Raw genomic sequence first — 25,273 nt, 5'->3', positions numbered from 1 at the left:
TACAGTTACTGCGTTGTATGGTACGGAACTTCCGGGACGTATCACGACCCGGAAATTTCCTGTTTCCAGCGTGTGATTCGCTTCTCCCAACGGACCAGAAGGAAATTGACAAGCACTCCCAGAAGGATCAGGACAATAATACCGGCATACATCTGTTCCACCTTGTAGTTCTGTTCGGAGGAGAAGATCAGAAACCCGAGACCCTTGTCCGCTCCGAGCATCTCGGCAGCGACCAGAATGATGATCGAGCGGGAAGCGCTGAGCCGAATGCCGGTAAAAATGAAAGACAGAGCAGACGGCAGAATAATCCGGAAGAACAGCGTCAGCGGCGAAGCGCCCATGGAGCGGCCGGACTTGATAAGGAGCGGATCTGTTCGGTTGACTCCTTCCACCGTATTCATGAGGACGGGCCACACCCCGCCCCAGAAAATAATCGCCACCTTCGACAATTCGCCAAGCCCGAAGACAAGAATGAACACGGGATAGAGTGCCAGTGTCGGCGTATTGCGCATGAACTGCATGACTGGGTCCAGCACCCGCCGGACTCTCGGCGACCAAGCGGTCAGGAACCCGAGCGGGATAGCGACCAGAACCGAGATCGCGAAGCCGGAGGCAGACCGCTGCATGCTGGCCCCGATGTCGGGCCACATCTGGCCCGTAACAAGCAGCTGGAACAGCTTATAAACGACCCGGGTGAATGGAGGAAGGATGAAATCCTTGACCATGCCGCTCCGGGAAACGGCCTCCCAGGCAATACATACCGCCACAATCGCCGCCCACCGTTCGGAAGCGGACTTGAGCCTTGTTATGGCTTTTATTTTCACTGACGGACCTTCCTTTCCTTATTGGTGTGCAGCAGGTCAGGCAGGACGGATCATTTCAGCGTATCGTTGAATTCGTTGGTGAAAATATCCTCAGGCTTGATGCCCGGCTTGATCTCATTGAATTTGGTCAACAGGTCGATCCAGACCTTTGCCGATTCTTCTTTGATTTCACCGTGGGGGGCGTAATAGTTCGCCCTGATTTTGGCCGGATCAATATCGCCTCGTTTCGCTGTAATCTCAATCGCTTTTTCCGGATTCGCATTGACATAATCATTGGTCTTGCTGATGACATCCACGAAGCGTCTGACCACATCCGGCTTCTCCTTGATGAATTTCTGGGAGAAATAGAGAGGTGTGGCGCCTCCGATGGTATTCCAGACGTCATAATCTGTGAAGACGACTCTCAAATTGCCACGCTTGATAATTGTCGACGGATTCTCATGCAGACCGATAAGATCGACATCGCCCTGCAGCAGCGCCTGCTCCAGCTTGATTTCGGGCGCAATGACAATTTCGAATTTGCCTTTGGGGTCCTTGATGCCATTTTTCAGCAGATAAGCATAAGGCGTATACTCATTGCAGCCACCAAATTTGGCGATGCCCACCTTCTTGCCGACAATATCCGCCGCTGACTTGATCGGGCTGTCTTTGGTGGTTACGAAGCTCATATGCGGAACGGCCTCAGTCGTTTCGGTCTGGGCTACAACCGCCTTGATTTTGGCTCCCGCGCTGATACCGGCAATGGTTCGGTTGATATGAGCGCCGCCGACATCAAGCTTGCCCGCGACTACCGACGCAACCAACTGTCCGGGTTCAACGGCTCCGATAAAATCGAATTTCAGTCCGGCATCCTTCGCAAATCCCAGCTCATCAGCCACATAGTAGGTGGAGATGCCGGTCAGATTGGTCGGTGTGGCCAGCCGCACGACATCCAATTGTTCTCCAGAACTTCCCGCTTTCGCGGAATCCGTGTCATTGCCGCAACCCGCAAGAATGGTCGCCCCGGTCATCAGCAAGAGAAGCGCTCGCAGTGCAATCGGTTTCACAGGTCTGATTCTTTTTAGATTCAGCATGCTCTCCTATCCCTCTTTTCCTGTTCTAGTCTTGCTAACCTTTGACTGTCCGCTCCTTCCAGCGGGTCATCCTGCTCTCCAGACGGACTAAACAATAGTTGATCAGGACGCCCAGGACGGAAATAAAGATAATGCCTCCGAACATTTCGGGGATGGCGTATCTCTCCTGGTAATAAAAAATCATGAACCCAAGCCCCTTATCCGCGCCAAGCATTTCGGCGGCCACCAGCATCAGAATTGAGGTAGCGGCACTGAGACGGAGTCCTGTCAGAATGGAGGGCAGCGCCATTGGCCAGACGACCCTGAGAAACAATCCGGTTCGGGAAATACCCATGGATCTCGCCGATTTAATGAGCAGCGGATCCGCTTCCTTCACGCCGGATATCGTGTTCAGCAGAATCGGCCATACGGTCCCCCACAGGATGATAGCGACCTTTGATGTCTCACCCAGACCGAAGAACAGAATAAAAACCGGATACAATGCAAGAGTCGACGTGTTGCGGCATACCTGAAGCAGCGGATCAACGATTCGCTCGATCCGTTTGTTCCAGCCCATGAAGGTGCCGACCGGGATGGAGAAGGCAACGGCAGCGATAAATGCGAGTCCCGAACGTCCAAGGCTTATAGTGATATGCCGGAACATCTCACCCGACTGGAACAGGCGCAGCAGGCTTATGACGGCTTCGCTGAACGGCGGCAGCAGGAACGGATCAACAAGTCCAAGACGCGGCAGCGCCTCCCAAACCGAGATGATCAGCAGCATGATAGCGGATTTCTCGGCGGCACCCTTCAGGAAAGTGAGGGCGGCTGTCGTTGTGCGGGCAGACTTATGATGAATCCGGTTTCCCTGATAAGACCGGAGCCTGGTTCCATCGTCGATCTCTGACATTTAACATTCACTCCCTTTTTGTAAAATTAAAAAAGGTTAAGCTCGCCGGTTGGGGAACGGCTGCTTAACCTCTTTTGGAAAAGTGGGTTGCAGTACGAAACTTGCTGCATTTGCACCTGAAAGACAAAGAGGTTAAAACTCCGCCGTTAAAGCGTCGTTTTAACCTCTTCCTAAAAAGTCGGTTTAGAGAATATCGATTATTCAATTGATATTATTGATATCTTACAAATTGCCTGCCGCCGCTGGAGATAACACGCCGGCTTCCAATTCCACCAGTTGTTTACCCCAATTGGAAGCCCACTCTCGCAGTTCGCTGGTTTCCAGAGGAACTGGAACTTTAGACTCGGTATGGTTTACGATTTTCTGGGCCAGGGATTTGTAAATCTGCGCTTGCTTGGAGTCCGGGTCCGCTTCAATGGTCGTCTTCCCTTGCAGCTCAGCCTGCGTCACGGATACCGAACGCGGTACATACTCCATCACCTGCGTATGCGTACGGGCAACGAAATCATCAACGATCTCCTTGGCGTAAGGAGCGTTGATCGAATTGGCAATAACCCCGCCAAGCAAGGCACCGCCCTCGGTAGAGTATTTATGAATTCCTTTAAAAAGGTTGTTAGCCGCATAAAGTGCCATAAAATCGGCGGAGGTAACCGTAAATACGTGCTCGGCAATGCCTTCCCGTACAGGAACGGCAAATCCCCCGCAAACTACGTCCCCAAGGACATCATAAATGACATAGTCCAGATCAAGCTCTTCGAAGACTTTCTGCTGTTTAAGCAGAGAGACAGATGTGATGATCCCTCTTCCCGCGCAGCCGACACCCGGAGCCGGTCCGCCCGCTTCCACGCAGTAAATTCCATTAAACCCTTCAAAAATAACGTCATGCGCTCTCACAATCTGCTTATCCCTTAACGTATCTAGTACAGTGGGAATATATTCGCCGCCGCGCAGCGTGTTGGTAGAATCACTCTTCGGGTCGCAGCCGAACTGCATTACCTTGTAGCCTGCCACCGACAGAGCCGCGCTAATGTTGGAGGTTGTCGTTGACTTACCTATTCCCCCCTTGCCGTAGATTGCGATTTGTTTTATTTTTTTAGCCATGAAGTAGCACTCCTTCTTTGTTATACGCATTTTAAACATTGGAATGGGACAACGCCTTACTGTTATTCCCCTTGCCGGATTATAGTGCCGCCGATGAGGAGAGCTGCTCGGCAAGCTCAAGCGGCGCTTGGGCCACGGCTGGCTTGGCCGGCGGTTTGGCTGCGGCCGTCTCTCCCTGCAGCAGTTCCCATACCCGGTGCCGGATCCAGCTGAAATCGGCGGTGGATTGCACATCTCCTACACTTCTCGGACGAGGCAGAGAAACGGGAACGATTTCGCGGACCCTGCCGGGATTCGGAGACATCACCACAACACGATCGGCAAGAGCGACAGCTTCATCGATACTGTGGGTAACAAAAATAATCGTCTTTCCGGTCTGTTCCCAGATCCGCAGCAACTCATCCTGAAGCGTCTCGCGGGTCTGGGCATCCACTGCCGCAAACGGCTCGTCCATAAGCAGAACTTCAGGATCATAGGCCAGAGCCCGGGCAATGGCTACCCGCTGCTTCATCCCGCCTGACAGTTCATACGGGTAACGGTCTCCATAATTGCTTAACCCGACAAGCTCCAGAAACCGGTCACTGATGGCTTTCCGGTCTTTTTTGGGAACCTTCTTGATTTCAAGACCAAACTCCACATTGCGGCGAACCGTCCGCCAAGGAAATAAGGCGTAGCCCTGCATGACGATTCCCCGATCCAGAGCGGGGCCGGTAATTCTTTTTCCATCAATATACAGTTCGCCTTCCGTCGGTGTGGCAAGCCCGGCTATAAGATCCAGCAGTGTTGATTTTCCGCAGCCGCTGGGTCCTACGATGGTCAGGAACTCACCGGGTCTTACTTCCAGATCCACGTCCTGCAATGCGGTAAACTGCTTCTTCTCCTCATCTTTATTCAGCCGGATCGAATATCTGCGGGTGACCCCGCTCACCGTAATTTTTGCTTCAGTTGCGGCCATTTCCCATTCTCCTCTCTGTTATCCAATGCGGGCGGCTACACTAGCCGAATCGTCAATATACGTGAACGGGTCCTGCTCATACCAGCTATCCCGGTAAGGCAATCTCGTGTTGCTGCCAAGATTTTTGTTAAAAGCCGGATTTTTCAAAATGCGGCTGACCCGTGTAGCTACTTCAAACACGCCCTTGTATCCAAGGTAATCGTCACTTTGCCCAAACAGCGGGAAAATCGGATATCCCTGCTTGGCTGCAGAGCCGTTAACGCCGATATGGCCAACGAATAAGTCAGGAGTGATCTTGCTGAGCAGATTGGCCTGCTCGAACACTTGGCCCGAACCGATATTAAAGATCGCTTTTTCCGAATTAGGAACATCTTCCAAATATTCATCCAGGAGAATCTCGCCGTATTTGTCGAAATGATAGCCCCGCAGGCCCAGGATCTCAAATCCGAGATTATGCAGCAGCTCCGCTGTGGTCAATATCCGAACCTCACCGCCGGTAAGAAACGCCGTTTTCCCTTTGAACTCAGCTTTAAACGGTTCAATCGCCTTGTTCAGCTCCGCCGTCTCTGCGGCAATCAGTTTCTCAGCCTGTTCTTCGATGCCGAAGAAGGAAGCGATATCGCGCAGCCATTTATTTGTATTGGCGATACCGATTGGAATCGTCCGCATTACATAAGGAATACCGTACATTTGCTGGAAATGCTCCACGAAATAATCATCATGCGTTGCGCAGATGCTTACATTGAGGGCCGCTTCATGAGCATAGGTAAAATCATCGGGATGCGAATAAGAAGGCAGGATTCGTACATTGAGATCAAGAGCCTTGAGCAGCCGCACCAGTTCCTCCTCATCAATGCGGCTCATCGACCCGACATTGAGCAGATTAACCGTCTTGCTGATTACAGCCTGGTGTTCGGCTTCTTCCTCTAGCGTGCGAACGACTTCCGGCTTTGAGCCTTTGTCTTCACCGACGAGATTGCGGATCAGACCGTGATAGACGGAATCATAGGCGGTTGCCTGAATTTTGGTCTTGAAGCCTTCGCAGTGGATCGGGACGATCTTGGCCGATACCTGCTTCTGCAGATCATCCAGAATACCGTCAATATCATCGCCGATCAGGGCCGGCACACAGCTGTTAAATACAAGAATGGCGCTCGGGCGGAATTCCCGCTCGGCTTTGAGCACGGCCTGCCGCAGCTTGGCTTCGCCTCCGCTGATTACATCCACTTCGCTAAGGTTGGTGTTAATCCAGCGCAGGCCAACCGCCGATTCCTGACGAAGCTTCTGAAATACTTTATTAATCCCGGCGTTCTGGATTAGATTGCCGCCGCAGCCTATCGGACTGTGAATGACCATCACCGCGTCGCGCATCGAGCTGATCATACCCAGACTAAGGTTCAGCTGGCAGCCCTGGGTCTGAGAGAAGGTGCGCTTGCTGGCGTAAAGGCAGCCTTTCTTGGAATCTTTGGATAGATCACCACAGGTTCCTCCATAAGCTTGGCAGGCCATCAGGCGATCTTCACGCACCGGCGGTACTTTATGTTTGATATAATCCACTTTCGCAAACCTCCTAATGTATATGAAATAAGAAACAAACCGCTTGTTAACGATGCGCGACAACCAGACTCAGAACATCCTCGGCAAGAGTAAGTCCGCCCGTATATCCGGCGTAGGCCCGATTCAGCACTACTCGGTTTGATATAGGGTAAGTGACCGGCAGCAGCGGCGCTTTGAATTGTTCCGCCGTGTCGCGTTCCATGACGCTTCCCAGAATAACGCCGGGCGCAAACCCTTTATAATATTTCTGCCCCTGATTCTGCGGCCAGTGACGGTTGATGTATCCGCCGACACTTGAGGCATCCTCATCGAACACAATTTCCGGACGCAGCCCGGATTCGTAATCGCCGAACGTGGCAAGAACGCGTTCCTTCTGTTCCTCCCCCAAAATGTCGGTAATCACAACCAGCTCCGGCAGCCAGCCCAGATCGTCAGCAAGAAACCGCGTCAGCGCCTGTGTGTAATTGGGATCGCCGACCACGGTGGCATAGCGCTGGAAATCGAGGTCATTGTACACATCAGCCAGTCGCTCCAGGTAAGGGTAATACGCTTTTCTTTCTTCCTGGATCAATTTCTCGATCTTGATGTCATCGACGCCGAGAGCCTTGCCCACTGTACGGAGGAAACGCGAAGTGCCGTGATCGCCAACCGGCAATTGAACCGTCAGATAAGGAACACCGTGTACCTCTTCGAATACTTTAGCCGCTTCGATCCCGTATGCGTCCGACACAACGATGTTGAGGCTTGCCTTGGCGGCATTTTTCAGGTTGTCCAAAGTCTCGCCTTGACCGAAGAACGTATTGGTCTCAAAGCCCAGCTTCTTAAGCAAATTCTTCAGCACACCAAGATTGCCTTTCCAGAACACATCCTGCATCGGAACGACGCCCCACAAATTGACCGTCTTAGCGTCTTTTTCCGTGGTCTTTTCCACAAAATCTCGGAATAAGGTCTCAAGGACCAGCTCGTAACCGTAATAGGAGTTTCCTTTGAAGCTGACCGTTTCCGCTGCCAGTACTGGTAATTCTCCGCCCTTGAAGCGTTTGGTTACCGCATGAACATTGTCGCCGATCATTTCAACCATGCAGCCCGTAACTACAAAATACAAATCCCCATCCATTACCTTCAGCGTGTTCTCGATCTGCTCCTGCAGCCGGCCTTCGCCGCCGAACACAATGTCCCGCTCGGATACGTTGGAGCTCGGGAGCGCCTGGCCGCCGCAATAATTGCCGCCGTTATACCCCGAAGCTCCGCTTAAGGCTCCCGCCAGATTTCCGCCGCAGCCGGATGAGGAATGAAGAATCGGAATCGCCCGGGGCAGTGACTGGATGGTGCCGATCGCGCCGCCAAGGGCGCATACATAACGCGGTCTTTCAATTACTTTACTCATGATAAACCTCCTGTTTGCGCCGGTTCCTGAAACAACACGGTCGATAAGTAGCGTTCGCCGGTATCCGGCAGCAGTACGACAATATTTTTACCCTTGTTTTCTTTCCGTTTGGCCAACTGAGAAGCTGCAAAGACCGCTGCGCCTGAGGAGATGCCTACCAGCAGCCCTTCGCTGCTCGCCAATTCCCGCGCTGTTTCCAGAGCTTCTTCGTTCCGTACCTTGTACACCTCGTCGATGATTTCCCGGTTCAGAATGAGCGGAACGAATCCGGCGCCAAGTCCCTGAATTTTGTGCGGACCCGGATTTCCGCCCGAGAGAACCGGAGAATCAAACGGCTCTACAGCCACAATCTTCACATCCGGATTCCGCTCTTTCAGGACTTCTCCTACTCCGGTTATCGTCCCCCCGGTTCCGACTCCGCTGACGAAGATATCTACTGTTCCGTCTGTATCCCGCCATATTTCCTCGGCAGTCGTCTGACGGTGGATTTTAGGATTGGCCGAATTATTGAACTGCTGCAGGATGAACGAATTCGGGGTAACCGCCGCCAGCGCTTCCGCCTTGCGGACAGAGCCCTTGATGCCCTCCGCACCAGGAGTCAGCACCAGCTCCGCGCCCAGCGCCTTCAGCAAATTGCGGCGTTCTATACTCATCGTGTCCGGCATCGTCAGGATCAGCCGGTATCCGCGGGCCGCAGCTACAAAAGCAAGCGCGATTCCGGTATTACCGCTTGTAGGCTCTATCAGAACGGTCCCAGGACCGATCAGGCCCTGTTCCTCCGCATCCTTGATCATCGCATATCCAATCCGGTCCTTTACGCTCCCTGCCGGATTGAAGTATTCCAGCTTTGCAATTACCGACGCACCCAGCTTATTTTCCTCACTGAAGGCCTTGAGCTCTAGCAGCGGAGTGTTGCCAATCAGATCCGTAAGTTTACTAGCGATTCTTGTCATTCCATGTTCCTCCATTTCAATTTGCACAACAAAAGTTGCAGGTTATAAAAAAGAGACTTGCCCCCGCCATCAATGGTCAAGTTCAAGCCTCCAGTGAACTGGTTGGCATACGAGTGTAAATGAAACAGCAATATATGTGATAATAATCACAATCAAGCGGATAAAAAAAGGAAGCTAAGCGCTCCAAAGTCATTGGAGGCTCAGCTTCCGGGGGTCCGGTCAGCTTATTGCTAAATTCATATTATTTCAATGTGAATTAATGGATAATGTGGATTATAGAGAAGATTGCCCAGTCTGTCAATGAACTTTTTTCAAATTCTTTCAATTATGGTTTCAACTAAAGGGAATTTTGAAAATATCGCGAAATACAAAGTAAATCGAACTGAGAGGTGTCGCTATGGGTTCATGGAAATTATCGGCAACTGCTGTATTTATATAGACGGAACCAACGGAGAGATCGGTTATTGTAATAGGCATGACGAAAGAGGGGCACTCGAGAGAGCATATAAACATAAGAGGAGTGTGGCAGGACTCTTATCTCTATTCGAATGAGTAACGCAAAAAAGCGAGGCAGCGAACAGCGGCCCCGCAAAATTTTTATAAGTTCACGCCTTTCATGGCCGTCTCCGGGTAGCGTTCCCCGGATGCGGTGCCTTTAGGGAGCGCTTCTTCGATGAGGGCCAACTCTGTTTCAGTCAGCATTATGTCGAGAGCGCCAACATTTTGCTCCAAATATTTTCTGCGTTTCGTACCTGGTATCGGCACGATATTCTCTCCTTGGGCAATCAGCCAAGATAGCGCAAGCTGAGATGGCTCGCAGCCTTTTTCTTTGGCGATTTCCCGAATCTTTGCGACGAGATCGAGATTTTTCTGAAAATGTCCTCCCTGGAAACGGGGAGAGAACCGGCGGTAATCATCTTCCGCCAAATCTTCGAACTTCTGAATTTGTCCAGTCAGAAATCCCCTTCCCAGCGGGCTGTAGGCAACGAAACCTATGCCCAATTCACGGCAAGTCGGCAATATTTCGTCCTCCACTTCCCGGCTCCAAAGCGAATATTCCGTCTGCAAAGCTGTGACCGGATGAACAGTGTTAGCGCGCCGTATCGTAGCCGGAGCCGCCTCGGACAGCCCGATGTACCGGACCTTTCCCTCGCGCACCAAATCCGACATTGCGCCGACTGTTTCTTCGATAGGGGTATCGGGATCGACCCGGTGCTGGTAGTAGAGGTCGATATAATCGGTGCCAAGACGGCGCAGACTTGCCTCACAGGAGGATTTGATATACTCCGGCCGGCCGTTTGCGCCGAGAAACGCATCGTCAGCACCGCGCACAATGCCAAATTTCGTCGCGATGACCGCTTCGTGGCGGTGCCCTTTCAACACTTTTCCGAGGAGTTCCTCGTTCTTCCCGATTCCGTAGTCAGCGGCCGTATCAAAGAACGAGACGCCCAGTTCCAAAGAACGGTGAATGGTGCGAATGGACTCTTCTTCGTCCCGTCCGCTGTAAAAATCCGACATGCCCATGCATCCGAGCCCAAGTATGGAAACTTCAAGTTCGCCGAGCATTCTTGTCTTCACTCACAATCACTCTCCATTCTATTTTTTCGCTCCTACTATCACGATGTTCAGAACACCTGAGAGGTGCAATTATAGCACATTTTCAGGCTGGCGGCTGATCTGGTACTGCTTTGGCGTAATGCCGAACTGTCTTTTGAACAAGGCGATGAAGTGGGAAATGTTGTCGTAATTCAGGTGCATCGCCGTCTCCGTAACCGTGCGCTCCTGAAGCAGCTTACTAGCGAGTTTCATTTTTTCGCGGGTGATGTATTCGAGTGGGGCAAGACCCGTTATCTTTTTGAACAGATGGGTAAAATGAGTGTGCGACATATTATAGCTGCCTGCCAGCTCTTTCACAGATGCAAGCGTTAACAATTGCGAGTGAATGTCGCGGATGGCGCGGAACACGGGATGCTTGCTGTCGTTATGCAGACTCAGCCGGAAGGCCCGGATGCGCAGCAGATGATAAGCCAGCTCCTGCGCCGCAAGGTCGACCAGAAAGATTTTGCTGTCTCCTGGGTATGCCATGTAGGTCTTCATTCTGCTGATTGCCTTGACCACAGGGTCCATCTCATTGGTCTTCAATCCGCACCGTACGACATCTCCGACCGTCGCTTTCTCCGCAAGCCCGAACTCTTCGCCCACCACCGGCTCCAGGCGCTCGATCAGCTCGTCACCCAGCTCGAACACAAGCGCTTTCGTCTGGCGCTCTATGGACATTTCGACCGAGGAGTGCGGCGGAAGCAGAATCATTTCATCAGATCCATATTGAAAGCTCTCCGTTTTATTAATCCGCACTTCCTTCTCCCCGTCCAAAATCGTGCACAGCTTGGAGCATTCATACGAAGAATACTGCTCGTAATAACGCTCCGGCAGATCATAATATAAAATCCGGATCAAATCGGTTTGAAACCCATAGTGCAGTTCATCGTACCGGCTAAAGTTCTTCAAAAGCTTTTCCATGCGCTCCTCCAGAAATTCCGTGTATTTTACCGCAGTTTCGGTTAGTTTTTTGGTGATCAAAACCTTATCGTATTAATAGAGCAAGGATAACACAATATTTTCCAACCAACAAATAGCGAGGTGCCAAATGACAGGTAAAGCGAAATTTATGATGCCGGGAATGAGCCTGATGGGATCTGGAGCGCTCTCGGACGCAGGTGAAGAAATCAGTAAGCTCGGTTACAAAAAAGCGCTTGTCGTCACCGACAAGCCGCTCGTAGACATCGGACTTGCCGCCAAAGTCACGGATATGCTGAATCAAAATGGAATCGGCTCCGCTGTATACAGCGGAACACAGCCTAATCCCACAGTAACGAATGTGCGGGAGGGTCTGCAGCTCTACAAGGATTCCGAGTGTGACTGCGTCGTCTCGCTCGGAGGCGGTTCGCCCCATGACTGCGCTAAGGGCATCGCCCTTCTGGCCGGGAATGGGGGACAAATAGGAGATTATGAAGGCGTGGACAAGTCCGCACAGCCCGCCGCTCCGCTAATCGCCATCAACACGACGGCCGGAACAGCCAGTGAGATGACGATGTTCTGTATCATCACCGATGAGGAACGCCATATCAAGATGGCGATAGTCGACAAACATACGACGCCGCTGATCGCGGTCAATGATCCCGACCTGATGATGGCGATGCCAAAATCCCTGACCGCCGCCACCGGCATGGATGCGCTGACGCATGCGATCGAAGCTTATGTCTCAACGAATGCGACGCCGATTACCGATGCTTGCGCCCTTAAGGCGATTAATCTTATCCGGGATTATCTCGTCCGGGCCGTAGATGACGGATCAGACAAGGAAGCGCGAGAGCAGATGGCGTATGCCGAATTCCTGGCCGGCATGGCGTTCAACAACGCAGGCCTTGGCTATGTCCACGCGATGGCGCATCAGCTCGGAGGCTTCTACAATTTGCCGCACGGGGTCTGTAACGCCATTCTTCTGCCTCATGTGGAGCGGTATAATTCGGTCAAAGCCGCGGCGCGGCTGAAGGATGTGGCGCAAGCGCTTGGCCGGAATGTCGACGGCGTCACCGCAGAAGAAGGCGCGGCGCTTGCGCTTGAGGCCATTGAAGTGATGGCGGAGCGGGTCGGCATCCCGTCCGGACTGTCGGTGCTGGGTGTGAAGCGGGAAGACTTCCCGGTGCTGGCGGCGAATGCGCTGAAAGATGCATGCGGCGTCACCAATCCGATCCAAGGCTCGCACGACGAGATCATGGAAATTTTCGAGCACGCCATGTAACTTCGAGCACGCCATGTAACGATGTAAGCAGTACTTAAAACAGCTCGTCCTCCTCTCTAATATATATATGGACGAACCCATCCTCCGCAAATGGGAGGATGGTTTTTTTCGAGTGACCGAACCTTGAAAAGAAATTACCCAGCCGGGAGTAACCCTTCCGTTTCACTGATTCCAGACGATCATCAGCACCTTATTGGCGAGGACAACGGCTCCATATAACACTGCAAGTGCAGGATGGTTCATTCGGAACAGCAGAATCACCGGCAAACCGAACATCATCAGTTCCAGCAGTTGATGCAGCGGGGCCGGCAAAGCAAAAGTCGCCTTGGGAGAGCCCAACAGTCCCCAGAGAACAGCCGCAGACAGCGGCAGACCGATGCAAAGCGCCCTTGAACTCCATGCACTCCACCCTATCCGGTAACCCCAGAATCCATAAACGGTCAAGACAATCAGTTCCAGCAAAAAACGAAGTCCAAGGTTGAGCATTTGCAGCATTTCAATCATGATATCATTCCTCTCCAGTCTTCTTATTGATGAAAAATTCCGTATAAAAAACAAAAACTAATGATATTAGTTTTAATATAAACTAATAGCATTAGTTTTGCAAGTCTATTTTTATCAGGTTGAAGGTCATCTCATTGCGGAGTGAATCCCCGAGCCGCCGGTACAGGTTTGAGCGGCCTCCCCTGACAGCTATGAACCACTCTTGTTCTGCCAGGGGCGGAAGGCGAAATGGCCTCTGTCTTCGTTCCCTCTTAGTTGAATCTCCATGCCGTCAGACTCAAGCTCCCCCATTGGTAGCTTCGGTGAAGAAGCTCCGCTTTCCGGACCGCATCCCCGCTTCCCATCGCCAGCAACAGCGGAATGAAGTGCTCGGTTGTCGGGACGGCCCGGTCGGCGTGTGGCGCAAGCTCCCGGTAGCGGAACAGCTCCTCCAAATTCCAGTCCTCCAGGCGCTTCTCAATCCAGGTGTCGAATTCCGATGCCCATGCATCCACGGATTCGGGTCCGGCGCCCCACTTGATTTGCCGAAGATTGTGGACGATTCCTCCGCTGCCGATAATGAGAACGTCCTGCTCCCGCAGCTCGGCGAGCGCTTTTCCAATCTCATACTGCTTTGCATTGTCCAGATACCGGTTCACCGACAGCGCCACGACGGGAATGTCCGCGTCCGGGTAGATTAGCTTAAGCACCGCCCAGGAGCCATGATCGAGCCCCCGGTTTGTGTCTGGTAAGGCTGGAATTCCCGCGCTATTCAGCAGCGACAACACCTGTTCGCTAAGCGAAGCGTCCCCGGAAGCCGGATACGTCATCCGGTACATTTCCTCCGGAAATCCGGAGAAATCATAGATTGTACCGTGCGTGTTGACCGAACTGACTTGCTGGACCTTATGCTCCCAGTGGGCGGAAAAGATGACAATTGCCTTCGGCTTTCGCGGCAGCGTGGCGGCAATATTTTTCAAGAACGATGTATACTCATGATCTTCAATCACAAGCGACGGCGCGCCATGCGCAAAAAAGTAAGACGGCATCATATTGGTTCACCCCTTTTTATTCGTATGGGATATCCATCAGTTTTGTTCACTTTTGCGAAAGAGTACGCGGTCCAGCGACAAGCCTGATGAGCCCGCAACAGCCAGATACAAAGCGATCAAGATATAAGTCAGATCCAGTTCATATCCTGCGGATTGTCCATTGCCGAGCAGACCTGCTGACAGCTTCGCGGTAAAGACCGCGCCAAGGAGCACGATAACCAGCACGACCGATACGTAGCGTGTGAGCAGACCCAGGATCAGCATGATCCCGCCAACGAGTTCAATTCCCGCCACAACATAAGCCAAAAAGCCGGGAAGGCCAATGCTGTCGAACCAACCAGCAACGTTGTCCAGTCCCATCTGAAGCTTGCTGACCCCATGAGCCAGGAATAAAACGCCGAGTACCACTCTCATCAAAATCGTCACTGTGTTTTTCATTATTCTTTTCTCCTCCCAAAATATAAGTAATATGAATTATTATTTTATGTAAATAAACATAATCGAAGAAATGCGTTTTGTCAATAATAAATATAGTTACTGATTATTTGTAATCTATTAACCGATTTTCCGAGTGCTTATTCAATTGGATTGGTCTTACCGCAGCCGAAAATGCTAAAATATTTGAATCACTACATAACTTGTAACGAGGTGACTGCCTGTGGATATCGGTTCCACGATCCGCGCCATACGCAAGCGCAAAAATATTACAATCGCTCAAATATGCGAGCAGACCGGGCTGTCGCAAGGATTCATGAGCCAGGTTGAGACGAATAAAACTTCTCCGTCCATCGCGACACTTGAAAGCATTGCCCTGGCGCTCAAAGTGCCGCTGGCCTACCTGCTGCTGCGAAAAGAAGAAAAAATGCACATCGTCCGGAGCCAGGAACGCCGGGAAACTTCCAGCGGACCCGAGCAATTAAAAGTATCCCATTTGAGCAGAACGAAAAATATGCGGATGGTGCTCGTCGAGTTCCCTCCCGGGGCATCCACCGGCGAAGCCCCCCACGCCCACGAAGGCGAGGAGACACACCTGGTTATCCGGGGCAAGATTCTTGCTGAACAAGGGGAAGATACGGCCGTGCTGGAAGAAGGCGACGCATTCAGTTGGAATGCCTGCACTCCCCACAAGGTCCAAAATATAGGTGAAGATACCGCCCTTGTGCTGGTCGCCGTATATACCGAGGAGCAGGAGGACTGGAAGCTGATGTAGCGAGCGCCTTGAAGCGGGTCGGATGCTCTGATGAATCTTTCAGCGCTGTGGTGTAACAAAGCGGGTAACACCTCCCGATATAAATAAGAGTATTAAGACCGGGAGGAATGGAAATGAAAGTCAGGAGTAAATTAATCGTATTGGTGGCACTGCTGATTGCAGCGCTCGCCGGAAGCAGTATTTTGGCTGTAACATCAATCCGTGGAATTGCGGAAGAAGCACAGAATCTGCGCGAGCTAAATGAACTGCAGCGGGACATGAAGCAGGTTCAATATCTGCTTGCCGGTCTGGCAAATGACGAGCGGGGATATTTGCTTACCGGCCAGACGGAATTCACCGGGGAAATGCAAACGAAGATGGGCAATATTAACAAACTGCTTCAAACTATGACCCCGGCTCTTAAGAGCAAGTATGGCTCCGCGATGCAAGAGATCGAAGGCGCTCTGACGAAACTGTTCCAATTGAACAGCGAAATGGTGCGCCTGCGCGGCAGCGGCTCTGTGCAGCAGGCCGAAAATTTACATTTCGAACAAGAGCGAAGTCTGCGGAAACAAAATGTAAATCCGGCCGTCGAAAAGGTGGTCAAGCTTCTTGCAGAGGAGGCTGCTCCGGTCGAGCAGCATATTAAAGAAAACTCTGCCCGCTCTCAAACCATTTTGCTGACGGTCGCCATTTTAAGCGTGATTCTCGGAACGGCCGCCTCCATCCTGCTTCTGCGAATCATTTTGAAACCTTTAAGACTCCTTAATGAGCAGATGAATGAAATCGCGGCGGGTGAAGCCGACCTTACAAGAACGATTCGGATCGCTCAAAAAGATGAATTTGGCATGCTGGCGGGAAGTTTCAACGCTTTTATCGCATCCTTAAGGGAGATCGTCGGAAAAGTCAGCGAAGCCACCAGCCATCTCTCTTCTGTATCGCAGCAATTCTTCGCAAGCGTCGAGCAGTCCAGGTCCACATCGCAGCTTATCGCCGGATCCATGCAGACCATTGCCGACAGAGCTTCCGAACAAAATAGACTTGCTGCCGTTAATGCTAACCAGACGCGTGAATCATTGGAACGGATTGAGTCCATTTCTCACCACTCCTCGGATATGGCCTCCGCTTCACTCAGCATGCATGAACGGGCCGGTGCCGGCGAGCAGACCATTGCGCGGATGGTTGAGAAAATGAATGATATCAAGCGGGCGGTTAATGAAGCCGATTCGAGATTAACCCTGCTCTCCGGGCAGACGGTGAAGATCGCGGAAATCACCTCGCTGATCAACGAAATTTCCGAGCAGACCCATCTGCTTGCTCTCAACGCATCGATCGAAGCAGCACGAGCGGGTGAAGCTGGCCGCGGATTTGACGTAGTGGCCGGAGAAGTGAAAAAGCTGGCCGGATATTCTGCCGAATCGGCCAAAGAAATCAGTGAATTGATCGGGAATATTCGCGAGAATGCAAATCTGGCGCTCAGCAGCATGACTGACGTCAAAGCCAGAACCGCCGAAGGGAACGAAATAACGAGCCATAGCTTGGATCAGTTCCAGGAGATCCTTCGATCTATCAGCGAGGTATCCGGCAAAACATCGGAAATCTCCGGCTCGGCGCAGCTTATGCGCAGCCAGTTCACAGTCGTATCGCAATCCATGGAAACCGTCGGTATAGGAACAAGCGACATTTCGGCGGGCACTCAAGAGATTGCCGCGGCAACCGAGGAGCAATTGGCTTCCGGAGAAGAAATGCGTTTCGCAGCCGAATCTCTAAGCGCCATGGCAGGAAACCTCCAGTCGCTGATTTCCCGCTTTAAAATTTGATGGCCGCACCCCTCCATTAAGGAGTAAAAGCGAAAGGCTGCGCCGCGTTAGAGTACTCTATCGCGGCGCAGCCTTTTATGATTCTGTGTAGCTCCGGGCGCAGCCTTTGCCCAGGAGTTATTTTCGCAACAGCAAATAGGCAAAATACGGCGCGCCGATTAAAGCGGCCATAACACCGGCCGGAATGCCGTCCGGAGCTGCAAGGTTATGGCCGACAAGATCGGCGGTCAGCAGCAGCCAGCCGCCGAGCAGCAGCGCGACCGGGACACACAGCTGATGCCGGGGACCGACCAGCGATTTCGCAATATGCGGTGCAACAAGTCCAATGAAAGCGATTCCGCCTGTTATGGAAACCGCTGCTGAAGCCAGCGCAACCGCAGCAGCCAGCAGTCCAAGCCGTTCAGGGGTGAGTCTGACACCTACCCCGACCGTTACCTGCTCGTTCAGGGCCAGCAGGTTCAGCGTCCGCGATTTGTAAAAAATGTAGGGGATCAGGATGACGAGCCAGGGTACAAGCGCGGTTATGTACGGCCAATCCGTACCCCAAATGCTGCCGGCCAGCCATTTGGCGATAAATTCATACTTCCGCCGGTCGGTGGATGAAATGATGAAGATCATTGCTCCTGACAATGCCAGTGAGCAACCGATCCCCGTCAATACAAGCCGGATCGGCTGAAGCCCTCCGCTTCTGCTGTAAGACAGGAGATAAATCAGCGCCGAGGCGAGAAATCCTCCGGCAAATCCGACGATCGGCAGCACATAAGCAAACGAACCGGCGTCGACCGGAAAATAGAGGAAGAAAACCGCAACCGCGACCCCGGCTCCCGAATTAATCCCGATGATGCCGGGATCAGCCAGCTCGTTCCGGGTAATGGATTGCAGAATCGTTCCGGACAGCGACAACGCCATTCCGGACAATAGAGTGACGAGCATGCGCGGCAGCCGGATCGAGAACAGGACAAATTCATCCTTGAAGGAGCCATCACCGAGCAGAGTCGGCAGAATACGGCCGTAAGAGACGGATGAGCTGCCTGTCCCCATACCGATGAACAGCGTTGCCGAGATCAGCAGAAACAGCATCAGAAGCACTGTTCGCTGACTTCTGAGTTTAGAACCCGCGATCATGACAGAAACTTCGCTCCTTTCCGCACGGTGATCAGGAAGAACGGCAATCCCATCATCGCAACAATCGCCGCGACTGGCGTTTCAAACGGCGCGTGAACCATCCGTCCCAGCGTATCGGCCAGGAGCATGAATGCCGCTCCGCAGATGGCAGACAGCGGCACAATAGTCCGGTAATCGGTTCCGGCGAATGTCCTGACAATATGCGGAATCATTAGCCCGAGAAACGCCATATTCCCTACAAGTGCGACCGAAGCCCCCGCGAGGACAATGATCATCGCATAGAGCGCGGTCTTGATTTGTGTTGTTCTCATACCAAGGCCAACCGCGGATGTTTCGTTCAGGCTGAGGATCGTAAGCGACCTGGATAGAGCCGCTGAAACCAAAACTCCGACAATAATAAACGGGGCGATGGTGCGAACCTGCCCCCAGGAAGTGCCGACAAGACCTGACGCCGTCCACATGGATACATCTTTGGAAATTTTAAAGTACAATGCGACTCCTTCGGCTATGGCAGTCAGCAATGCCGACATCGCCGCGCCTGCAAGCACCAATTGAACGGAGGAAAGACCGCTCCTCGAAGCGGCCCCAAGTCCGAATACGAGCAGGGCTCCGCCGGCGGCTCCAAGAAAGCAGGCCACGGTCATGCCGAAATAGTTCAATGAGGGAATGAATGCGAGCGCGCAGGCCAGTGCCGCGTTTCCGCCTGAGGTAATGCCGAGCAGGCCGGGATCAGCCAGCGGATTCCGCGTCAGTCCCTGCATGACCGCTCCCGCTACGGCGAGCGCGGCGCCAACCAATATGCCCGCCGCTACACGCGGCAGGCGGATTTCACGGATCATGGTGATATTGTCACCGGCGGCCTGCGATGTCAGCGCGAGCCAAGCTTCGTGAAGCGTTGTGCTCTTCGCCCCGACAATAAGAGAAACGGCAAAGGACAGGATAAGCAATAGAGAAGCCGCCAGCAGCTTGCCCCAAATCGCTCCGGAATGTGCAGATTCAGCTTTCATCGCCGGCCCGCTTACTTGCCCAGAAGATTCCGGGTGATGAAATCAAGCTGGTAATCCAGCGTCAGCGCGTCATTGAAGTAGAAGGCTTTGGCGTCCACTTCATAGACCTGATTATTCTTGACCGCCGGAATATTCTTGTAGGTTTCGGTCTGCTGGAAGGCATTGTCCATAGCGGAGCTGCGGCTGAAGATCACATAGTCGCCCATATATTCCGGCATCACTTCCTGCGAAAGCGCGTACCATCCGTCTTTAGCCACCGCGTCCTTCACCTTTTGCGGCATATTCAGCTTCATGCCCTGATACAGAATCTCCGTGCCGCGTCCCCAGTGATCGCCGAACACATAGAATTGCTTAGCATCGTTTTCAATGACCGAAATAGTCTTGTTGCCGATTTTTGCACGGATCTCCTCGCCTGCTTTTTCCATCCGATTCTTGAAGTCGTCAACCCAAGCCTGAGCCTCTCTCTCCTTATTCAGCAGCTTGCCGATTTCCAGATGCTGAGTCAAATAATCAACTTTGGCGTAAGTGTAAACTACGGTTGGGGCAATTTGCTTCAGCTTGTCCACATTCTTGACATTGTCAAGCCCGATGATCAGGTCAGGTTTCAGCTCGATAATCTTTTCCAGGTCCTCATCGGATACGGCTTCCACATTTTTCAGCTTATCCTCAAAGTTCGGGTTCATCTTGCTCCACGAATCAACGCCGACCAGGTTAACTCCCAGCGACAGTACATTACCTGCAAATGACGACAGCACGATAACGCGCTGCGGATTCGCCGGAACTTCAACCGGACCGCTCTCGGACTGGTAAGTAATCGTGCCTGTGCCGCTTTCCGTACCGGTTTCAGCCGTTGCGGAGCTTTCGGGACTTGCCGTCGCCGAAGCATTGCCTGAAGTTGGACTGCTCCTCGCCGCCGCGCCGCCGGAATTACCGCTGTTACTGCCGCATGCGCTGACAATAATCGTCATCAGAATCAGAACCGGAAACCATAATTTCTTCATTTCTCTTTCCTCCTAGGGTTGAATAATAGATATGTATTAGTGATAATGATTATCACTATCAATTATATAAACTTTAAATTCTTTACTTCTGGCTGTCAATAAGTAAAAGACACTTTTTTTGCGGATTTCCTCCGGCATACCTTGAGTCCGCCATACAGTTGAAGCTAGCGCGGCTCACGTGGTAATTTATAACTGGTAAGTATAGCGGTTATTTGGAATTCGCAGGATGCTGCATTGGGAGGAAGAGTGCATGAACAACTTGGCTATAAAGACCTGTTCGGAGACCGATTTGGAGCTGCTGGCGGAACTTAACCGGCAGTTGATCGAAGACGAGAAGCATGATAACAAGATGGATACCGTTCAACTAAAGGAGCGTATGAAGAATTTTTTGGATGGGGATTACCAAGCGTATCTGTTCTTGGAGGACGATGATGTCAAAGGCTACGCCCTTGTCCACCATGGCAGCAGCCCGCTGTATGTTAGGCATTTTTTTATTTGCCGGCACTGCAGAAGACAAGGCTACGGCCTGGCTGCTTTCCGTAAGCTGTCGGGGTTTTTGGACACGGACAGGCTGGATATCGAGGTGATGTACTGGAATGAACGAGCCTATGCATTTTGGAAGTCGCTCGGATTTAGAGAGAGAAGCGTTTATATGAGGTTGGAACCTTGAGACTGACGAGGCAATTCTCTGGGAGGAGCTGATACTTTTGATGAAACAGATTACTCTTCGTCAATCCCAAAATTCAGATGTTGAGACAATTGCTAATTTACGAGTAATTGTACTGCGTAATGATTTATCCAGATTAGGAAGGTTTGATGAAGAGAAGGTTCGGCAACGCTTCCGTAATACATTTGACCCCGATCATACTTGGATCATTGAGATAGATTCTTCTTTTGTTGGCTGCATCGCTTTAAAACCGGCGGTCGATGGTTATTTACTGGAGCATTTTTATATTCATCCTAATTACCAAGGTAAAGGGATCGGCAGTCAAGTATTAAAAAATCTGCTTGAACAAAATCATGTAAAAGGAAAAAGTGTAGTATTAAATGTCTTGCAAGGGAGCTCCGCCAGACATCTTTATGAACGGTTTGGTTTTAAAGTTGAAAGTGAGGATCTCATAGACGTTTACATGTCTTTGGAAGTAGAGTGAAATTCCAGATTCATCAGCCATTAAATCTTCCCATAACAATGGTGTTATAGTATTTACCGTCCGAAAGAACTTTGTCCTTTTTTAAAATCCCTTCGATTTCAAACCCAAACTTTTTATAAAGTTCAATGGCTTTATCATTTGTTTCCAGCACACCATTTAAAGTTATTTTTTTAATACCGTTTGAGTCAGCCCAAGAAATCGATTCTTTTAACAGATTTTTCCCAATGCCATATCCCCAATAATCTTTTAATACGCATATTCCAAATTCTACTTTATGAGAGAATCGTTTCAACTGATTTCCTTCGCATCTTGAAAATCCAACGATCCTGTCCTTAACTGCCGCCACTAAAAAAAGGTTTCTCATGCTTTCGGTATCCGTCTTAATAATCTGTTCAAAACCGGGTATATCAATGAACGCCTCCCCCGGCTCTCTGTCTAAATTTTCAGTCTCTCCGTCGATCTGCACTCTTATTTCGGACAAAGCTTGTGCATCGTTAACATTTGCAGATCTAACTGTATAGCCCAGCCCATTTACGCTGAATTCCTGTGGGTTAATTTGCATTTCATACTCCTTTTAAACTTTAGTGGATGGGAAAAATTGAACATAACAGCGATTGGAGTAACGTTCCGCTTGAGGAGTGCCCGCAAAAAGAGTGTCTTAACCGCCATTCGCATGGCTGCTGAGATACTCCCTTTTAATCACACAGTATACTCCTTATTTGGAAATCTCCACGCGGGAGTTTCTCTTCCAATTCTGCTGAAAGAGCGATTGGGTATGGCCCTTCAGCTGCTGAAGGTCGATGGAACGCAGGTATTCCCAGCCCAGCCATTTCATCTTCGCATGCGCCGGCAGTCCGTTGTCCACCTCGGCATTAAGCGCCGGGAAGGAGCAGGCGGCAACCTCGCGGCCAAGCTGCGGACCGGTCATATAGCGCGCAATCGGCTCAAGATCGCGGTAACGGTCCTTACGGACCAGCATGAACAGCGGATTCGAGATCGCTCCGTCCTCCGGCCACACGATGGTTACTTTATCCGGTCTCGGACTATACCGGGCAAAACCTAAAGGCAGCACATAAATCGCCGCGCCTTCTGTGGAACCGCTGCCCGCGGTCTTCGCCATCTTGGAACCATGCCATCCGTCCTTGATTGTCACGCCGAGCCGGCGTATCCCTTCGTCGCCATGCTCTTTATGCGTGTACATCAGCAGCAGCTCCGATACTTTTTCGGTGGAACCGATGACAATGACATTATTTTCGTAGACGGGATTCATCAAATCGGCCCATTCTCTCGGACGCGGCAGCGAACCGATCCGGGTCTCGTCGATCATCATCACATAGGGATAGATACCATACAGCGTGTAAGCCCCAAAGGGATCAATCAGTTCCTGGGAAAGTGAAGCATTGATCGGCATGTCGACGGATTGGAACACATTCTTTTTCAGCAGATTGTCCCGGAACTCGGCACGGAAAAAATCGCTAAAGCCGCACCCGCTCACAATTCCCGGGAAGTCACGGACGTTCTCAGCCAGCCATACGTTCCGGTACGGATTGCCGCTTCCGCAATTTCGGGGCAGGTAACAATTGAAGGCTCCGCCTGTCTCTTCCCTGTAATCCGTCATCCAATCATCAAAACAAGCCTGAAACCGCTGGCGCATCAAACAGATGGTCATTCCCAGAAAGTCCAGGTCTCCCGCTGCCGGCAGCGGCCGGTCTTCCTCTCCCTCATTAAGCAGCGATAGCAGGGTATCCGCGGGTTTCGCTTCGCTCTTCAGCATCCGGTTCAGGTAAGAATCCGCTCCGTAACGGGTAAGCAGTTCCTCTGACGAGCCCGCATCAAAAAATTCCTTGAGCACACCCTCTTTGTCCGGATAACGTTCCAACAACTCGCCAAGCTTCAAATACGTTCTGATTGCGCCCATTTTCTGGCCTCCTTTAGCTTGTTATGCCTCCTCTATGATGACTTTTCATGTTTCATTAGATTTTCTTAAAAATTTTACAAAAAGGGCGTGATTAATATCACAAAGCTCAGGATTTCAGATTTTTCAAATCATAAGTGGTGCCGCGCCAGGTCATGCCGCCTCTTCGGGAAGCACGGAAAGCGCCGCGGAGTCCGCCAAACATAAGGCAAAGCCCGATTAGCGGGTGGGCGATGCCGTACCACCGGCCGCCGCCGGCATGGCGCGCATAAACGAAGTACAGCCAAAATACCGACAGCAAGCTCACCGCGCAGAGTATTCTGGGAACCATAGGACCGATAAAGAGACCGGCCCAAGGGTAGAGCATCGTCAGCAGACAGGATAAGGTTGTGGTTAGCGCGTTCCGAAAGCTGAACACCGACTTTTCCACACTCCCGATTAACTGTCCCAGACTCTCATACCAATTCCAGACTACGATCATCCGAGTACCGTACACGGCATCCTGGCGGCAGCCCGCTTGTTTGATCTTTTTGCCGAGTGCATTGTCGTCCGTTGTGACGTAGGAGAAAGACGCATGAGTTCCGATTTTCTCGTAAGTGCTGCGCTTGACCAAATTAAAAGCACCGACGCCGAGCGATTGCGGCGCTTTCGGATTCTTCACCTTCCAGAGCATGCCGAAGGACGACGCACTGAGAAAGATAAAGGCGCCGTACAACTTGGAGAACAAATGATTGCCGTGGAAATCGGGAATAAGGGTTAAATGATCGAGGCTCCCTTTTCGGCAGTAGGCCTCCGCCTTGGATACACATTCCGGTTGAAATAGGATATCCCCATCCGTAAAAAGCAGCCATTCCCCGTTCGCCAGCTTCACTCCCTCGTACAAAGCATGGCTTTTTCCCATCCAGTGCTCCGGCAGCTCTTGAATGTATACTCCGGATACATTAGGGTACTTGGCTGCCATCTCTTCGATAATCGCCTGGGTGTTGTCTGTAGAGCGGTCATCTACAGCGATAATTTCAAGGTTCGAATAGGTCTGACCGGCAAGCGAGCGAATGCAGCGTTCCAGCGCTTTATGCTCATTTCTGGCGGCAATGATCACCGAGATCAGCGGCGGCTCTTCAATCGGCATCGCCTCCGTCTTGTACAGCTGGCCGATCTGTCCCACCTTGGCCGTATATAATAACGCCACGCCTCCCCACATCAGCGCATTCAATCCTGATAGCAGCCAATACAACCATTCCATGCGGCATCCCCATTTCACCCTAAATTTGTACGAACGTTCTAATCTTCCGAAAAAAATACGGGATTCCTACTCGGAAATCGCCCGTAAAAACAAGGACGCCGTCTCCCTGTACAGATCTTGCAGCGTCTCCTTGTCCAGCGTGTGCACATACACATTAAGCCCGCCGAGCCATCCGCCAAACAGCAAGCTGAGCCGATCCGCGTCCCCTCGTTTGAAGTCGCCGTTTGCCATTCCTTCCCCAATGATTTCGCGGTAAGCCCCCATCGGCGTACTTGCCAATCCATATAGCGCCTGCAAGGTCGACGGCTGTACATCAGGGAGCGCCGCCAGCTCCTGCCCCGCTTTCAGCAGATCCTGCTTATAGTTGTTCATCACGAAATCGGCAATGGCGTACAGTTTATCCGAAGGTGAGGAGCAAGTTAGAGCGCGCTCCCGCCAGCGCTCCCCCCAGCTTCGCATCGTCTGCTGTGCCAAAGCAACGAACAGCTCCTCTTTACTCTTGAAGTGATAATATATATGACCTTTGCTGTGCCCAGTCGCCTTGGAAATATCCGCGATCGAGGTGGCGGTATACCCTTTTCGCGAGAACAGCCCTTCGGCTTCCTTCAGCACATCCTGCCGGACCCGTTCGCTGTCGTAGCTTCTTTTGGCCACTATTCCTCACTGCTCCCCTTAGATATAGAACGATTGTACTAAAGTGATCATAAAATAAATTCCGCTTTTTGGCAAGCTGGAAGTAACCGGGA

Annotated in this window: 25 protein-coding genes; 5 read left to right on the top strand and 20 right to left on the bottom strand. The window is 51.6% G+C overall.

Going from position 1 to position 25,273, the window contains the following annotated elements; translation table 11 throughout:
• Positions 1–41 precede the first annotated feature (41 nt).
• From KP014_RS16535 to KP014_RS16490, 10 genes are all read right to left on the bottom strand, one after another.
• Positions 42–824, bottom strand: coding sequence for an ABC transporter permease (locus KP014_RS16535; RefSeq protein ID WP_216700376.1), 783 nt, complete (start codon positions 822–824; stop codon positions 42–44).
• A gap of 50 nt (positions 825–874) precedes the next feature.
• Positions 875–1,870, bottom strand: coding sequence for an ABC transporter substrate-binding protein (locus KP014_RS16530; protein WP_216700375.1), 996 nt, complete (start codon positions 1,868–1,870; stop codon positions 875–877).
• Positions 1,871–1,931: 61 nt separating this feature from the next.
• Positions 1,932–2,786 carry an ABC transporter permease gene (locus KP014_RS16525; protein WP_216700374.1) on the bottom strand — a complete coding sequence of 285 codons (855 nt, stop codon included), beginning with the start codon at positions 2,784–2,786 and terminating at the stop codon, positions 1,932–1,934.
• Between the two features lie 222 nt (positions 2,787–3,008).
• A complete protein-coding gene (gene nifH / locus KP014_RS16520; protein WP_036591639.1) occupies positions 3,009–3,887 on the bottom strand; it encodes a nitrogenase iron protein in 879 nt (292 codons plus the stop codon).
• A 79-nt stretch (positions 3,888–3,966) separates the two neighbouring features.
• Positions 3,967–4,842 carry an ABC transporter ATP-binding protein gene (locus KP014_RS16515; RefSeq protein ID WP_090833941.1) on the bottom strand — a complete coding sequence of 292 codons (876 nt, stop codon included), beginning with the start codon at positions 4,840–4,842 and terminating at the stop codon, positions 3,967–3,969.
• 18 nt (positions 4,843–4,860) lie between these two features.
• Positions 4,861–6,399 carry a nitrogenase component 1 gene (locus KP014_RS16510; protein ID WP_090833940.1) on the bottom strand — a complete coding sequence of 513 codons (1,539 nt, stop codon included), beginning with the start codon at positions 6,397–6,399 and terminating at the stop codon, positions 4,861–4,863.
• Between the two features lie 46 nt (positions 6,400–6,445).
• Positions 6,446–7,786 carry a nitrogenase component 1 gene (locus tag KP014_RS16505; protein ID WP_036591562.1) on the bottom strand — a complete coding sequence of 447 codons (1,341 nt, stop codon included), beginning with the start codon at positions 7,784–7,786 and terminating at the stop codon, positions 6,446–6,448.
• Positions 7,783–8,739 (bottom strand): cysteine synthase A, encoded by a 957-nt coding sequence (gene cysK, locus KP014_RS16500; RefSeq protein ID WP_036591558.1) that lies wholly within the window; start codon positions 8,737–8,739, stop codon positions 7,783–7,785. Before cysK ends, KP014_RS16505 begins: the two co-directional genes overlap by 4 nt.
• Before the next feature lie 597 nt (positions 8,740–9,336).
• Complete coding sequence (locus KP014_RS16495; RefSeq protein WP_036591555.1) at positions 9,337–10,317, bottom strand: aldo/keto reductase; 981 nt, start codon at positions 10,315–10,317, stop codon at positions 9,337–9,339.
• A 69-nt stretch (positions 10,318–10,386) separates the two neighbouring features.
• Positions 10,387–11,259, bottom strand: a complete 873-nt coding sequence (locus KP014_RS16490; protein ID WP_036591553.1) for an AraC family transcriptional regulator — start codon at positions 11,257–11,259, stop codon at positions 10,387–10,389.
• A 127-nt stretch (positions 11,260–11,386) separates the two neighbouring features.
• Between KP014_RS16490 and yiaY the strand changes: the two genes are divergently transcribed.
• The gene (yiaY, locus tag KP014_RS16485) at positions 11,387–12,541 is read left to right on the top strand and encodes an L-threonine dehydrogenase (protein WP_036591550.1); all 1,155 of its coding nucleotides are present in this window, start codon (positions 11,387–11,389) and stop codon (positions 12,539–12,541) included.
• A gap of 162 nt (positions 12,542–12,703) precedes the next feature.
• On the opposite strand, the gene KP014_RS16480 is transcribed toward yiaY, so the two are convergent.
• The 3 genes from KP014_RS16480 to KP014_RS16470 all read right to left on the bottom strand — a co-directional run bounded on the left by KP014_RS16480 (position 12,704) and on the right by KP014_RS16470 (position 14,514).
• Positions 12,704–13,045, bottom strand: coding sequence for a YrdB family protein (locus tag KP014_RS16480; RefSeq protein WP_051499627.1), 342 nt, complete (start codon positions 13,043–13,045; stop codon positions 12,704–12,706).
• 251 nt (positions 13,046–13,296) lie between these two features.
• A complete protein-coding gene (locus tag KP014_RS16475) occupies positions 13,297–14,076 on the bottom strand; it encodes a DODA-type extradiol aromatic ring-opening family dioxygenase (protein WP_036591548.1) in 780 nt (259 codons plus the stop codon).
• Positions 14,077–14,112: 36 nt separating this feature from the next.
• Positions 14,113–14,514 carry a DoxX family protein gene (locus tag KP014_RS16470; RefSeq protein ID WP_036591546.1) on the bottom strand — a complete coding sequence of 134 codons (402 nt, stop codon included), beginning with the start codon at positions 14,512–14,514 and terminating at the stop codon, positions 14,113–14,115.
• A 220-nt stretch (positions 14,515–14,734) separates the two neighbouring features.
• Between KP014_RS16470 and KP014_RS16465 the strand changes: the two genes are divergently transcribed.
• Together KP014_RS16465 and KP014_RS16460 are read left to right on the top strand one after the other, a co-directional pair.
• Positions 14,735–15,286 (top strand): helix-turn-helix domain-containing protein, encoded by a 552-nt coding sequence (locus KP014_RS16465; protein ID WP_036591544.1) that lies wholly within the window; start codon positions 14,735–14,737, stop codon positions 15,284–15,286.
• Positions 15,287–15,399: 113 nt separating this feature from the next.
• Positions 15,400–17,085: a methyl-accepting chemotaxis protein gene (locus KP014_RS16460; protein WP_036591542.1), complete on the top strand. Its 1,686-nt coding sequence runs from the start codon at positions 15,400–15,402 to the stop codon at positions 17,083–17,085.
• 117 nt (positions 17,086–17,202) lie between these two features.
• On the opposite strand, the gene KP014_RS16455 is transcribed toward KP014_RS16460, so the two are convergent.
• The 3 genes from KP014_RS16455 to KP014_RS16445 are packed head-to-tail and all read right to left on the bottom strand — an operon-like array spanning position 17,203 to position 20,218.
• The gene (locus tag KP014_RS16455) at positions 17,203–18,207 is read right to left on the bottom strand and encodes a FecCD family ABC transporter permease (RefSeq protein ID WP_139210575.1); all 1,005 of its coding nucleotides are present in this window, start codon (positions 18,205–18,207) and stop codon (positions 17,203–17,205) included.
• On the bottom strand, positions 18,207–19,217 hold the full coding sequence (locus KP014_RS16450; protein WP_090833937.1) for a FecCD family ABC transporter permease: 1,011 nt from the start codon (positions 19,215–19,217) through the stop codon (positions 18,207–18,209). The genes KP014_RS16455 and KP014_RS16450 overlap by 1 nt, the downstream gene beginning before the upstream one ends.
• 11 nt (positions 19,218–19,228) lie before the next feature.
• Positions 19,229–20,218, bottom strand: a complete 990-nt coding sequence (locus KP014_RS16445) for an iron-hydroxamate ABC transporter substrate-binding protein (RefSeq protein ID WP_036600662.1) — start codon at positions 20,216–20,218, stop codon at positions 19,229–19,231.
• A gap of 250 nt (positions 20,219–20,468) precedes the next feature.
• Between KP014_RS16445 and KP014_RS16440 the strand changes: the two genes are divergently transcribed.
• Positions 20,469–20,888, top strand: coding sequence for a GNAT family N-acetyltransferase (locus tag KP014_RS16440; protein ID WP_036600660.1), 420 nt, complete (start codon positions 20,469–20,471; stop codon positions 20,886–20,888).
• 40 nt (positions 20,889–20,928) lie between these two features.
• On the top strand, positions 20,929–21,369 hold the full coding sequence (locus KP014_RS16435; protein ID WP_036600658.1) for a GNAT family N-acetyltransferase: 441 nt from the start codon (positions 20,929–20,931) through the stop codon (positions 21,367–21,369).
• A 13-nt stretch (positions 21,370–21,382) separates the two neighbouring features.
• On the opposite strand, the gene KP014_RS16430 is transcribed toward KP014_RS16435, so the two are convergent.
• From KP014_RS16430 to KP014_RS16415, 4 genes are all read right to left on the bottom strand, one after another.
• Positions 21,383–21,931: a GNAT family N-acetyltransferase gene (locus KP014_RS16430; protein ID WP_036600656.1), complete on the bottom strand. Its 549-nt coding sequence runs from the start codon at positions 21,929–21,931 to the stop codon at positions 21,383–21,385.
• 153 nt (positions 21,932–22,084) lie between these two features.
• On the bottom strand, positions 22,085–23,287 hold the full coding sequence (locus KP014_RS16425; RefSeq protein ID WP_051500436.1) for an ABC transporter substrate-binding protein: 1,203 nt from the start codon (positions 23,285–23,287) through the stop codon (positions 22,085–22,087).
• Positions 23,288–23,393: 106 nt separating this feature from the next.
• The gene (locus tag KP014_RS16420; RefSeq protein WP_036600654.1) at positions 23,394–24,527 is read right to left on the bottom strand and encodes a glycosyltransferase family 2 protein; all 1,134 of its coding nucleotides are present in this window, start codon (positions 24,525–24,527) and stop codon (positions 23,394–23,396) included.
• A gap of 66 nt (positions 24,528–24,593) precedes the next feature.
• Positions 24,594–25,181 (bottom strand): TetR/AcrR family transcriptional regulator, encoded by a 588-nt coding sequence (locus tag KP014_RS16415; protein WP_036600652.1) that lies wholly within the window; start codon positions 25,179–25,181, stop codon positions 24,594–24,596.
• Positions 25,182–25,273 lie beyond the last annotated feature (92 nt).

Source organism: Paenibacillus sophorae (assembly GCF_018966525.1).
Classification (GTDB): domain Bacteria; phylum Bacillota; class Bacilli; order Paenibacillales; family Paenibacillaceae; genus Paenibacillus_AQ; species Paenibacillus_AQ sophorae.
This window is presented reverse-complemented; position numbering and strand designations above follow the sequence as displayed.

Bases quoted from the DNA above. Each gene is read 5' to 3' on its own strand.
- KP014_RS16525 (WP_216700374.1), bottom strand. From the start codon at position 2,786: ATGTCAGAGATCGACGATGGAACCAGGCTCCGGTCTTATCAGGGAAAC.
- nifH (WP_036591639.1), bottom strand. From the start codon at position 3,887: ATGGCTAAAAAAATAAAACAAATCGCAATCTACGGCAAGGGGGGAATA.
- KP014_RS16515 (WP_090833941.1), bottom strand. From the start codon at position 4,842: ATGGCCGCAACTGAAGCAAAAATTACGGTGAGCGGGGTCACCCGCAGA.
- KP014_RS16505 (WP_036591562.1), bottom strand. From the start codon at position 7,786: ATGAGTAAAGTAATTGAAAGACCGCGTTATGTATGCGCCCTTGGCGGC.
- cysK (WP_036591558.1), bottom strand. From the start codon at position 8,739: ATGACAAGAATCGCTAGTAAACTTACGGATCTGATTGGCAACACTCCG.
- KP014_RS16490 (WP_036591553.1), bottom strand. From the start codon at position 11,259: ATGGAAAAGCTTTTGAAGAACTTTAGCCGGTACGATGAACTGCACTAT.
- yiaY (WP_036591550.1), top strand. From the start codon at position 11,387: ATGACAGGTAAAGCGAAATTTATGATGCCGGGAATGAGCCTGATGGGA.
- KP014_RS16480 (WP_051499627.1), bottom strand. From the start codon at position 13,045: ATGATTGAAATGCTGCAAATGCTCAACCTTGGACTTCGTTTTTTGCTG.
- KP014_RS16475 (WP_036591548.1), bottom strand. From the start codon at position 14,076: ATGATGCCGTCTTACTTTTTTGCGCATGGCGCGCCGTCGCTTGTGATT.
- KP014_RS16470 (WP_036591546.1), bottom strand. From the start codon at position 14,514: ATGAAAAACACAGTGACGATTTTGATGAGAGTGGTACTCGGCGTTTTA.
- KP014_RS16460 (WP_036591542.1), top strand. From the start codon at position 15,400: ATGAAAGTCAGGAGTAAATTAATCGTATTGGTGGCACTGCTGATTGCA.
- KP014_RS16450 (WP_090833937.1), bottom strand. From the start codon at position 19,217: ATGAAAGCTGAATCTGCACATTCCGGAGCGATTTGGGGCAAGCTGCTG.
- KP014_RS16445 (WP_036600662.1), bottom strand. From the start codon at position 20,218: ATGAAGAAATTATGGTTTCCGGTTCTGATTCTGATGACGATTATTGTC.
- KP014_RS16440 (WP_036600660.1), top strand. From the start codon at position 20,469: ATGAACAACTTGGCTATAAAGACCTGTTCGGAGACCGATTTGGAGCTG.
- KP014_RS16435 (WP_036600658.1), top strand. From the start codon at position 20,929: ATGAAACAGATTACTCTTCGTCAATCCCAAAATTCAGATGTTGAGACA.
- KP014_RS16430 (WP_036600656.1), bottom strand. From the start codon at position 21,931: ATGCAAATTAACCCACAGGAATTCAGCGTAAATGGGCTGGGCTATACA.
- KP014_RS16425 (WP_051500436.1), bottom strand. From the start codon at position 23,287: ATGGGCGCAATCAGAACGTATTTGAAGCTTGGCGAGTTGTTGGAACGT.
- KP014_RS16420 (WP_036600654.1), bottom strand. From the start codon at position 24,527: ATGGAATGGTTGTATTGGCTGCTATCAGGATTGAATGCGCTGATGTGG.